The sequence below is a fragment of the Bacillus norwichensis genome (assembly GCF_014836955.1).
GTDB classification, from domain to species: Bacteria; Bacillota; Bacilli; order Bacillales; family Bacillaceae_C; genus Siminovitchia; species Siminovitchia norwichensis.
Window position 1 is genome coordinate 21,788 of the sequence record NZ_JACSPV010000007.1, and the last position, 12,127, is coordinate 33,914.

Sequence of the window (12,127 nt, forward strand, 5' to 3'; positions counted from 1 at the left end):
TCAAACTTATTTTTTATTAATCAAAAGAGATGGATCGCCTGAGCGAAGCTTATCTGCTATTTCATCAATTTTTCGCAGGCGATGATTGATGCCTGATTTGCTGATTTGTCCACTTGACACCATTTCACCCAACTCCTTGAGAGTAACATCTTGATGGGTCATCCTAAGCTCTGCGATTTCTCGGAGTCTCTCCGGCAAATACTCAAGCCCGACAGTCTCCTGGATGAAACGGATATTTTCAACCTGTCTCAGAGCCGCGCCGATTGTCTTATTCAAGTTGGCAGTTTCACAGTTGACCAGCCTGTTGACTGAATTACGCATGTCCCGGACTATCCGAATATCCTCAAAGCGGAGCAGTGCATTGTGAGCTCCGATAATATTCAAGAATTCGGTTATCTTCTCAGCCTCTTTCAAATAGGTAATATAACCGTTTTTCCTTTCAAGGGTCTTGCTGTTCAACCCATACTCGTTCATGAGTTCACATAACGATTCGTTATGCTCTTTATAAAGTGAAAAAATCTCAAGATGATAGGATGATCTCTCTGGATTATTGACTGACCCTCCTGCAAGGAAAGCCCCTCGCATATAGGACCTTTTGCAACACTTCTTATTGATCAATACGGAAGAAATTTCACGTATGGACATGAAATTGTCGTCAAGAATCATCAAATCTTTCAATATGACTTCAGCATTCTCTTTTAAGCGGACAATATATACATTATTTTTCTTTAAACGCATTTTCTTCCGCACAAGCAACTCAACTGCTACATCATATTTCCTTTTGATTAAAATATATATCCTCCTCGCGATTGCTGCATTCTCAGTTTGAACATTCACAATCAATTCACGGTTGGAAAAAGATAATGAACCGTTCATCCTGATCAGCGCTGAAAGCTCCGCCTTTAAGCAGCAATCCTTTAAAGGAATATTTGTCAGTTCCTTTTTCGTTTCCGAGGCAAAAGACATTGTCGCTTCCTCCTTTACCAACGTCTAAGTGCTGGCAATCCGGCTCATATCCCTGCCCAATAATGAGTAAAGTATGTTTGCCACCGCCTCTGTATCATGGCGGATAAAACCTTTGTCGATGGTGGCAATTTCTCCCTGGACAACCTCCATCCCAAGAGAAATTAGCCGATCGACATCGAAATAGACGGGAATAGCCATTTCTTTCTCATAACGATGTTGAAGATCAGGAGGAATCTCTTTATTATTCACAAGAATAGTATCGATAAAAGAGCAGTCCATATGATCATACAGAGCATTCACATGCCTGCTTGCCGTAAAGCCTGTTGTTTCACCTGGCTGGGTCATCAGGTTACAAATATAAACCTTGCATGCATTTGCATTGCATACTGCTTCTCCCAAACCTGGAACAAGAAGATTCGGAAGGATGCTCGTATATAAGCTCCCCGGTCCGATCACAATCAAATCCGCTTCATAGATCGACTGAATTGTTTCAGGAAGGGGCATAATCACTTCAGGAGTCAAAAATACCTTCTTGATTTCTTTCCCCACAGCTGGAATTTTAGATTCTCCCGAAACAAAAGACCCATCCACCATTTCCGCATGAAGCACAACGCTCTGATTGGCGGCGGGAAGGACTTTCCCATGAACATTCAACACTCGACTCATTTCTCTCACAGCCTGAACAAAATCGCCGGTAACAGATGTCAGAGCGGCTATAATCAGATTCCCCAATGAATGGCCAGAAAGCTCATTTGAAGTATTGAAGCGGTGTTGGAACATATCAATGATGAGCGGCTCAGCATCGGATAATGCAGCAATAACATTCCGAATATCTCCAGGCGGCGGAATTTCAAACTCTGTTCTTAGTCTTCCCGAGCTGCCTCCATCATCTGCAACCGTCACAATAGCCGTAATATCAACAGGATACTTTTTCAGCCCCCTCAGTAAAACAGGAAGGCCGGTGCCTCCACCAATGACAACAATTTTAGGTTTCGAAAGTGTCGTCATCTGGCTATTTCCTTTCTACTTTTGATATCACGGTGTGTGATTCGGATATGATAGTCATTTTCGAAAGTGTGCCCAATGTATTCCGCCAATGCAACTGATCGATGCTGTCCGCCTGTACAGCCGATAGCAATCACGAGTTGGCTTTTGCCTTCCCGTTTGTAATGCGGCAGCATGAATGCAAGCAAGTCAGTGACTTTTTCAAGAAATTTTTGTGTATCGCTCCACTTGAGAACGTAATTTGCCACTTCATTCTCCAACCCTGTTTTCGGTCTCATATGGTCAATGTAGTGGGGATTAGGCAAAAACCTTACATCAAAGACAAGATCAGCATCAATGGGAATCCCATGCTTAAATCCGAATGACATAACATTCACAATAAAGGTCGCCTGTTTATTTGCGGAAAACTCGGTAAGGATCTTTTCCCGCAATTCTTTCGGCTTCATCTGGGATGTATTGTAAATATGCTGCGCCCGGCCTTTTAGCTCTTCTAATAAGTCCCGTTCCTGCTTGATACCCTCCAGCGGAAGGCCAAGGGGAGCAAGCGGGTGCGAACGGCGCGTTTCCTTATATCTGCGGACAAGCGCTGCATCATCTGCATCAAGGAACAAAATTTGCGGGGTCACCCAGTTGGAATTGGATAATTCATCAATAACTCTAAGCAGAGTATCGAAGAACTCCCGGCCCCTTAAATCCATCACAAGGGCAACTTTGTTCATTTTATTTCCCGATTCCTTCATCAATTCCAGAAACTTCGGCATTAATGCGGGGGGTAAATTATCCACACAAAAAAAACCTAAATCTTCAAAGCTGTGAATAGCTACCGTTTTCCCTGCACCAGACATGCCTGTAATGATAACTAACTGAATATCCTCCATGGACCCGTTATTCATGGAAATTCATCCTCTCTAATCTGAAACCAAGGATTTTACATATGTATATGATATGTAAAAGCAGCTTGTACGCTCCTCATTATTATGCGTAGTTTTAAAATATACTTGTAAAAAAAGATGATGTTTTACACATTATACTATTTTCCTTTGAAGAAGGACAGCGCCATGGCAAAGTTTCCATGGCTAAAATAACACAAAATACCGTCACAGTCATCCCGTAAGAAAAGCTGAAGTACACAGCTTTAATAGACAAACAGCAAGTAAACTGCGCGAAGACGATTCCTTGGCCGTTACGCTATTTTCCCTAACCGTATCTGTTCTACTGTACGGTGCACAATATCAGTAGTTGCATCTTGTCCTTTCCTCTTCACATCTCCTATCCAATAAAAAAAGCACAGGAATCATCCTGTGCATCAAAAAGGGATATTGTATAAAAAGGGGGTCAATATCTCATAAATAAATATACACAAATTTCATTGCAACACTGTTACAAACAGATTAAATGGTGATTACGCTTCTCAATTACTATTTGGCAAGCTGTTCTTCTTTCAAACGTTCAACGTAAGTTTGTGCACTTTGTGCAGCGATACTTCCGTCACCCGTAGCTGTTACGATCTGCCTCAATAATTTATCTCGTACATCCCCAGCAGCAAATATGCCAGGAACGCTTGTCGCCATATTTTCATTGGTCTCAATATATCCAGTTTCATTTGTGATACCAAGATTTACAACAGATTGTGTCAACGGGTTCATTCCTACATAAACGAACACCCCGTCTGTCTTGAACTCTGTTTCGGAGCCATCTTCAGTCGAAACAAGAGTAACTGAACCCACTTTTCCGTCCTTTTCGTTTATTTGCTTGACAGTGTGGTTCCAAATGAAGTCAATTTTATCATTAGCAAACGCACGGTCTTGAAGAATTTTCTGGGCCCGTAACTTATCACGGCGGTGAATAATAGTCACTTTTGAAACAAAGCGGGTCAAATAGGCGCCTTCTTCAACAGCAGAATCTCCTCCTCCGACAACGACAAGCTCCTTGTTCTTAAAAAATGCGCCATCACATACAGCACAATAAGAAACTCCGCGGCCTTTCAATTCAGACTCTCCTGGAATCCCAAGCGTCCGGTACTCAGCTCCAGTGGCAACAATCACAGCATACGCCTTATATTCTTTGTCTCCGGCTTTGACAATTTTATAAGGGTGACCATCAACAATTTCCTTGATATCACCATAAGCATATTCGGCTCCAAATTTTTTCGCATGTTCAAACATTTTTGTAGAAAGATCCGGTCCCAAAATAGTTTCGAAACCAGGATAGTTCTCAACATCTGCTGTATCCGCCATTTGGCCACCCGGAACTCCGCGTTCAATCATGAGAGTAGACATATTTGCACGTGATGCATAGACAGCAGCTGTCATTCCAGCTGGCCCTGCCCCAGCGATAATCACATCATAAATTTTATCTTCTGACATTATTCTTACACTCCTTCAAATAATTAAGAGTATTTGTCCCTAGCGGAAAAATTTCCGACAATAGAACAATTTTAATTTTATAATGTTTTTAATTAGTTCTTCATTCATATCGTATTAAAGTATTTGCCGTACGTCCAAACATATGCTCACTTAAAGATAAAGTTCTATTTTTGTGATATATTTTCGCAGTGTAGCAGGAGAAACTCCGTATTTTTTTGCCATTTCCCGCTGCGTCTTCGCATCGTTTCTTTGCATGCTCCAAACATATTCCGCAGCAGCTGCATAAGCCGAAGGATTTGCAAATTTCCCGTCGCCCTCTATGACTTTTTGAAAAATTTCAAACCAAATTTTGAGCAACTCGAAGACATCAGCTGGACGCTCCTTATGCTTTTCATATAGTTCAAAAGCCGTTTCATGTCCCTTATCGATTCTCATTCCCATCCCAAGCTTTTGCCTTTTTTCTACTTGAAGAACAGTTGCTAAATATAGCTTCTCTGGATAACTAAATTCATCAATCGATTTGAAAGAAGGATGAGTCAACAGCGCTGGCTGTCTATCAGAAATCGCAATAAAGAAAATCGCACACAACCGTTCCGGGATACTGTTGCTTCTAAGTAAGCTTAATAAGGCCCGATCTCCTTGACTTCTTTTATCAGCTTCTTCAATAGTTTCATTCCACGGTTCAGAGCCAGCCTTCTCAGGTTCAAGCAAAACAAGATGATCCCAAGCTGCTTTTGCCGCTTTCTCATTTCTAGTAAAATAAGCCGCCTTCGCCAGCCAGTAATAAAAACCGGCGTTCCCCTGGTAACCTGTCTTTTGGAGATGGCGCAACCAAAAGTAAGCTAAGTCATATTGTTTTGCTAACGCAAACGTCGCTCCTAATTTATAACGGTGCTCCGGAATTATTGGTTTAATTTTCTCCAATGCTTCCAACAAACGATCCAGATCATCTGTTTGATCTTCATAAAAGTAAAATACAGCCAAGTTGCATAATGCATGCAGATTGCCCGGATTATGAGCAATTACTTTTTCCGTCATTGAAAAAGCATTGCTCGTTTCACCCTCATAGAAATAAGCCAGCGCCAAATTGTTATAGGCAGGCCAGAATTCTGGGTGTGCTTTTACAATTTCCTCGAGCAATTGTACAGCTTCAGCATATTTTCCATCTTCCAGCAGAGATTTTGACTCTTCCTGCATTTGAAGAAGGTCCTCCTGCTCTTTCATCAATGAGAGATTATCCTCGTCACTAAACCCGATCCAATCGAGCAGCTCTTCTGCTTCATCTGAAAATTCCCCTACCTCATCTTTTTCCAAATAAAGCTTGGCATAACGGTAGGCCTCTGTTAACAGGCCCAGATGAGCATAGTTATTGGCCAAAAAGTAGTAGCACTCTGTCATCCGTTCATCTAGTTCATTCAAAGTCATAAGCAGTAGCTGATTGGATTTTTCATAGTCTCCAGTCTCCGTGTGGACAAGAGCTAGCTGGCATGCAATCATCGGTTCCAACGGTTCCAGCTCCAAAGCTCTCTGCAAGTACTTTTTGGCATTAGTAAAATCAAAGCGATCGTATGACTGGAGCCCTTTATGAAAATAGTAATCTCCTGTCGGCAAAAAAGTATAGATTTTCGCCTGATTTTGTCTCTTTTTCGAATATCTGGACATCGTGTTTCCTCCGTTGCTATCGTCCTTTGTCGCTTTTTGTAGTATACCATACAAGTTTGTCTGTTTAAATCGCCAAAAAGGGAAACGCTTAAATTCGCACGTCAAATGCAAACTCATAGAAAAGATTGGTAGTTTTTTAACGATAAAACCGATTTTTCAATTGGAGGAGCTATTCCTTTCATTTCTATAAATCAAAAAATGACCCTTGAAAGGGTCATTCACTCGGATAAAAAGAATCGGCTTTACGCCTTTCGTCCATTTCTTCTTTTGTATAGATGATTTTCATTGGATTTCCCCCGACAAATGCCCCTGCCGGAACATCTTTATGTACGAGGGTGCAAGCGGAAACCACCGCTTCATCACCAATCTCTATCCCCGGGAGAATCGTCGTATTCGCACCGATCAAAACGTCATTCCCTATAACGACAGGTCCCAGTCTGTATTCCTTGATCAAGTATTCATGTGCAAGGATCGTCGTATTATAGCCAATGACCGTATTAGTTCCGACAGAGATTTTTTCAGGAAACATAATATCTGGCATGACCATCAGGGCAAAGGAAGTTTTCTCCCCTACTGACATGTTTAAAAATACACGATACATCCAATTTTTCACAGTTAAAAAAGGAGTGTACCTTGCCGCCTGGATAATGATAAAGTTCCGCATAACTTTCCAGAAAGGGACGGTTTTGTATATATGCCACAGGGAATTGGCTCCTTCAACGGGAAACCGTTCCGTCCTTCTCATTTGATGCCCATTCCGACAATATCAAGAATATCGGACATCTTCTTAAGCATATAATCCGGGCTGTACTGCTTTAAAAAGTCCTCCCCTTTTACAGACCAAGCTACTCCACATGTATAAGTTCCAGCATTTTTCCCGCCTAGAATATCATAATAATTATCGCCAATCATTATAGCTTCTTCGGGATTCGATCCAAGTGCGGCAAGCGCTTTTTCAAGCGGTTCCGGATCCGGTTTCGCATTATCTACCTCATCAAGTGTAATGACGACATCAAAAAACTCATCTAAATTGGTAAGAGCAAGCCCCTTTAAAACAGTTTTTCTAATCTTCGTCGATACAATCGCCATTTTGAAATTATTTTCGTGCAACGTACGTATCGTCTCATAAACGCCTTCAAACTCATGTACAAGCATGTCGTGCTTTTCCATATTAAACTTGCGGTAAATGTCAACCATTTCATCCGCTTTTTCAGGATCAACACTTGCAAAAGCATCGATCAACGGAGGTCCAAGAAACGGGAGAACGTCTTCGCGGTTAAACCTTCCGGGATAAAATTGCTCAAAAACATGCAAGTAGGAGGTAATAATCAATTCATTCGTATCAAGAAGAGTTCCATCCAGATCAAATAACAATGTGTTAATTTTAGTCATTATGCAACTTTCCCTTCTCTTGCAGTATCGTCCTGTCTCCACACAGCCGCCACAAGCCATGTCAAGGCAATGGCTGTGAGAAACCTTATGATCAACAGCGGCAGCACCGGAATTCCCAGCGGAACAAAAATCAGTGTATCTTCGACAACTGCATGGCAGGCGACAAGAAAAATAAACGCGAGTGTCACATCTCTTTTGCTTACGCCGTCCTCTTTTACCGCTTGAATCATGACACCTGCTCCATAGGCAAGTCCGAAAACGAGTCCTGAAGCCATCGTTGTCGATGTATTCTCCTTCATTCCGAGCATCCTAGTGAATGGAGCGACCCAGCGTGAAAAGACTTCCAGCCATTTATAATCTTTTAAAAGTTGAATTCCGATCATAAGAGGCATGACGATTACTGTCAGCTGAAAAACACCGAGAAATGCTTTTTTCAATGCAAGCGTGATGACAGCGGTAACGCCTACAACCTGCTCTTCTTGCACAGGAATCATACCATATTGCGCCATTTCCTGGCCGCCGTTCCAAAATAGATTAATGGTTATAGCAGAAATAACTGCTAACCCGATTCTTACCGTAAGTATTAGCCAAAACGGTACTCCAACCTTCATAGCAACTGATGACTCAATAAACAGATTATGAGAAAAGGACATCATGACAGCAATGATAAAAACCTCTTTAACTGTCAGATCCAACGACATAATCCCCGCAATCCCTGCATACAAATTCAGGAAATTTCCGAGAACAAGCGGGATCGCTGCATCTCCCGACAATCCAAATATTCCCATGACGGGCTCTATCAACCGAATTATCCATGGCATTATGGGGGTGTGCTGTAGCACGACAACAAACAAGGTTACTGGAAAAATGACCTTACCTAATGTCCAGATTGTCTTGAATCCATTAATAGCCCCTTGCTTCAATGACGTTTTATACAATCAACATTCTCTCCCATTAAGCAGTATCTTCATTCATTATATCGAGCTTTTGCAAAACCTGCTTTTCTACGGTATATCCAAAGAACCACAGCACCAGCTATCAATACAAGGGAAATGACCTGTGCCATTTTTAAGCTACTCGTCAGCATCAGGCTATCCATCCTCATCCCCTCAACAAAGAAGCGGCCAATTGAATAGAAAATCACATAGGATAGAAAAAGCTCACCACGGTGTAAATTCACTTTTCTTAATAAAATCAGCAGGATAAATCCGACAATGTCCCAAACGGATTCATAGAGGAACGTCGGATGATAGTAAGTGCCTTTTATGTACATCTGATTGATAATAAATTCTGGAAGATGCATGTTTTCGAGGAAAGCGCGGCTTACTTCGCCACCATATGCTTCCTGATTCATAAAATTTCCCCAACGGCCGATTGCCTGTCCGAGAATAAGACTCGGGGCTGCAATGTCCGCAATTTTCCAAAACGAAATTCCTTTGAATTTGGAAAAGACAATAGCTGTGGCAACTGCTCCAATAAGAGCGCCATGAATGGCAATGCCGCCCTCCCATACTTTAATAATGTCCCCAAGGTTTTGAGAATAATAATCCCATTGGAAAATCACGTAATAGATGCGGGCGCAAATGATTGAAATAGGGATCGCCCATATGAGCAGATCGGGGAAAGTCTCTTTATCAAGACGATGTTTGTTTCCCTCACGCATCGCAATATATAATGCCAATGCAATGCCCAGCCCAATGATAATTCCATACCAATGTACAGAAAACGGGCCAAATTCTATAGCAATTGGGTTCAGCGGTTGAATATCCTGCTCCATAATTTCAACTCCATGAATAAATTTATCAAATTCACCTGGACGTATTTGCGCCCAGATTTTATCGAGCTCCGCTCAATAAATTCCTCTGAAAATGCCGTAAGCATAACTTGATTCTGCTGGGTTTTAAACTTTACTAAATGGAGACGAGACCATTATGCTTTCATCTAACCCCTTACAGAATTGGGAGACTTCAGTTAATGAAGTTAATCAAATTGGCTTTCTTCTTCTGTGATTACGTCAGAAAGCCTGTCAGCAAACTGCTCAGCTGCATTCATTCCCATTCTTTTCAATCGGAAATTCATCGCTGCCACTTCGATAATAACTGCGAGATTCCGCCCTGGTCTTACAGGTATTGTCAATTTTGTAATTTCCGTATCAAAGATTTTGATTGTTTCTTCATCAAGTCCGAGACGGTCATACTGCTTTTCACCATCCCAGAATTCTAAATGGATCGTCAATGTGATTCTTTTATATGGACGAACAGCACCCGCTCCAAACAGTGTCATCACATTGATGATACCCAACCCCCGTATCTCCAGCAAATGCTCGAGTAGCTCCGGTGAAGTCCCGACAAGTCTGTCCATATCAACTTGGCGAATTTCTACACAGTCATCCGCAACAAGCCTGTGACCCCTTTCAATAAGCGCAAGCGCTGTTTCACTTTTCCCCACGCCACTTTGTCCGGTGATTAGAACACCAACTCCATATATCTCGACAAGCACTCCATGAACAGCCGTTGTTGGGGCCAGCTTGTTTTCCAGATAATAAGTAAGCCGGCTTAAAAAACCGGTTGTCTTCATCTCTGTTCTCAAAACCGGAACCGAATGCCGTTCAGATACTTCAATCAATTCTTCGGGTATGTCCATTCCACCCGTTATAATAATGCATGGAGTTGAATCAGTGCAAAGCTGCTCCATGCGATATCTTCTTTCGCCTGCCATGAGCATTTCCGTAAATTTTACTTCCGTACGCCCCAAAAGCTGCACACGCTCGGCTGGATAATAATGAAAAAAACCAGCAATCTCCAACCCGGGCCGGGAAATATCACTAGTCGTTATCGGTCTGTGAATCCCTTCCTCGCCACTGACCAACTCCAGATCGAATTCTTTGATGATATCTTCCGTACGAACTTTCGCCATCGGAATCCCTCCTTATCCAAACCTCTTGCTATGAAATTTGGATTTTACACAAAAAACTTCACCTTGTCTATTTTAGCATTTTCTGCTCAATAAACTCCACTTTTCAAGAAATTTTGTCTTTGAAGAGCAAGGAGAGGGCCGTTAATACGGGATTGGCGGCGGTTTATAAGAGAGTGGCAATAAAAAACCCGGTCCAGCCAAGGCTGTCCGGGTTATTTATTGCGATCAGGATTCAGTATTGTCTTTTGAATGATTAAATTGACCAATACCATGATCACTGCAATCAAGAAGGTAAGTCCAAATCCGTCGATTTCAAATTTGCTGCCCATGATGGCGTCAGTCATTGACAATGTGACGGCGTTAATCACTAATAAGAAGAATCCAAGTGTCAGCAAGGTGATGGGCAAAGTCAAAAGGATGAGGAGCGGCCTCACCAAGACGTTCAGTATTGACAGCACAAGGCTTGCCGCAACAGCCGCTCCAAAGCTTGAGACATGGAATCCTTCAAAGTAACCAGCAAAAGCAATGAACAGAACTGCGTTGATGAGAATTCCAATTAACCATCTCATGTTTTACTCACCCTTTTGCTTCGCTTTTCGAATGAAGACGGAACCGGTTTTTGTATCTGCTTCAAGATATAGCGTATGGTCATCCAAACCACTGCGTTTGAATTTCATTTGTTTTTGGATAACTTCCTTCTTCTCATGAAGAACGTTAATTCCTTCCAAATCCAGCTTGTAGCTTCCGAGATTGGATCGGACTTCTCCGTCAATCGTTGCAGTATCCGGAACATTTACATAAATATTTCCTGTCACTGCTTTAGCTTCTATCAGTTCAGCTCCGGACTGCTCCAATGTACACTGAATGTTCCCATTAAAAGATTTCAATTCAGCCTTTTTGTAGAACCCTGACAGGTCAATTGCACCGTTCACTGTTTCAGCCTCAACCCGGTCTGCATTTAAATCAACCACTTTTATTTGACCATTTACTGTATCCACATCAAGCTTCTTCCCTGAAATACCGGTCAAATCAACTTTTCCGTTCGTTGTTTTTACAATTAGATGCTCGGTTTCCAGCAGTTCACCTGTCATTTCACCATTGAACACACGAACCGCTATTTTTTTATAGAGTTTTTTTGGAATATATACTGTTGTTTCCACACGCATCCATTTAGATTTCGTCGCAAAACACAGCATTCCATTATCCTGAGAGAAAACTGTGTTATCAAGGAAGTAACTACGCCCCTCATCCCGATCTTCCACACGATATACCTTCGCTTGGCATTCTACACGGATTTCCTGCTGCTCCCACGCGATGACACGAACTGGACCATTGGCAATATCAATATCGATTCGTTCAACTTGCTCATCTGCCTGCTGGAAAACATGAGGCACTTCCACTGATTGAGTGATCTGCCAATCTATATCCTTGATTTTACGAAGAGCAGTATTAACAAAGTCGAAAATTCTTTCACCAGCCTGCTCAATCTGCGAATAGAAAGTGTCATCGCCCGAACCGGATTCCTTCGATTTACTCTGTTCATTTTGTGTTGACCTATGAGTCGATCCTGAATTGGATTCCGCTTTCGACTCGGCCTGTAGAGTTGTTCCCGTCCATTGCTCTTCAAGGTTTGAAGGCTCTTCCTTGGTGCCTTCAGCATTCCCGTTTTCTAATGCATCGAGCAGAACGATAGCTTCCTGGGCCGACAGCTTTCCTTCTTGTACCATTTCAAGTATTCGTTTTCGATCCTGATTCATGGTCAATCCTCCTATTTTTTCATCTTCCATGTAATACGAGATGAACAGAAAAATGTTTCATTT

12 protein-coding genes are annotated in these 12,127 nt (G+C 42.0%); all 12 read right to left on the reverse strand.

Features of this window, described 5'->3' with window-relative positions:
- Positions 1–6: 6 nt before the first annotated feature.
- Positions 7–966, reverse strand: a complete 960-nt coding sequence (gene whiA, locus H9631_RS05705; RefSeq protein WP_191810819.1) for a DNA-binding protein WhiA — start codon at positions 964–966, stop codon at positions 7–9.
- A gap of 24 nt (positions 967–990) precedes the next feature.
- Entirely contained in the window at positions 991–1,974 is a 984-nt protein-coding gene (locus H9631_RS05710) for a gluconeogenesis factor YvcK family protein (protein WP_191810820.1), read from the reverse strand.
- Positions 1,971–2,864 carry an RNase adapter RapZ gene (gene rapZ, locus H9631_RS05715; protein ID WP_191810822.1) on the reverse strand — a complete coding sequence of 298 codons (894 nt, stop codon included), beginning with the start codon at positions 2,862–2,864 and terminating at the stop codon, positions 1,971–1,973. Before rapZ ends, H9631_RS05710 begins: the two co-directional genes overlap by 4 nt.
- A 525-nt stretch (positions 2,865–3,389) precedes the next feature.
- Positions 3,390–4,337, reverse strand: coding sequence for a thioredoxin-disulfide reductase (trxB, locus tag H9631_RS05720; protein ID WP_191810824.1), 948 nt, complete (start codon positions 4,335–4,337; stop codon positions 3,390–3,392).
- 150 nt (positions 4,338–4,487) lie between these two features.
- The gene (locus H9631_RS05725) at positions 4,488–5,999 is read right to left on the reverse strand and encodes a tetratricopeptide repeat protein (protein ID WP_191810826.1); all 1,512 of its coding nucleotides are present in this window, start codon (positions 5,997–5,999) and stop codon (positions 4,488–4,490) included.
- A gap of 214 nt (positions 6,000–6,213) precedes the next feature.
- Positions 6,214–6,744, reverse strand: a complete 531-nt coding sequence (locus H9631_RS05730; protein ID WP_191810828.1) for an acyltransferase — start codon at positions 6,742–6,744, stop codon at positions 6,214–6,216.
- Entirely contained in the window at positions 6,741–7,391 is a 651-nt protein-coding gene (gene ppaX / locus H9631_RS05735) for a pyrophosphatase PpaX (RefSeq protein WP_191810830.1), read from the reverse strand. Before ppaX ends, H9631_RS05730 begins: the two co-directional genes overlap by 4 nt.
- On the reverse strand, positions 7,391–8,329 hold the full coding sequence (locus tag H9631_RS05740; protein WP_191810832.1) for a nucleoside recognition domain-containing protein: 939 nt from the start codon (positions 8,327–8,329) through the stop codon (positions 7,391–7,393). The genes ppaX and H9631_RS05740 overlap by 1 nt, the downstream gene beginning before the upstream one ends.
- A gap of 29 nt (positions 8,330–8,358) precedes the next feature.
- Complete coding sequence (gene lgt, locus H9631_RS05745; RefSeq protein WP_191810834.1) at positions 8,359–9,168, reverse strand: prolipoprotein diacylglyceryl transferase; 810 nt, start codon at positions 9,166–9,168, stop codon at positions 8,359–8,361.
- Positions 9,169–9,371: 203 nt separating this feature from the next.
- Positions 9,372–10,307 carry an HPr(Ser) kinase/phosphatase gene (gene hprK, locus H9631_RS05750; protein ID WP_191810836.1) on the reverse strand — a complete coding sequence of 312 codons (936 nt, stop codon included), beginning with the start codon at positions 10,305–10,307 and terminating at the stop codon, positions 9,372–9,374.
- A 212-nt stretch (positions 10,308–10,519) separates the two neighbouring features.
- On the reverse strand, positions 10,520–10,876 hold the full coding sequence (locus tag H9631_RS05755) for a phage holin family protein (RefSeq protein ID WP_191810838.1): 357 nt from the start codon (positions 10,874–10,876) through the stop codon (positions 10,520–10,522).
- Positions 10,877–10,879: 3 nt separating this feature from the next.
- Positions 10,880–12,064: a DUF4097 family beta strand repeat-containing protein gene (locus H9631_RS05760; protein ID WP_191810840.1), complete on the reverse strand. Its 1,185-nt coding sequence runs from the start codon at positions 12,062–12,064 to the stop codon at positions 10,880–10,882.
- Between the last annotated feature and the right edge of the window lie 63 nt (positions 12,065–12,127).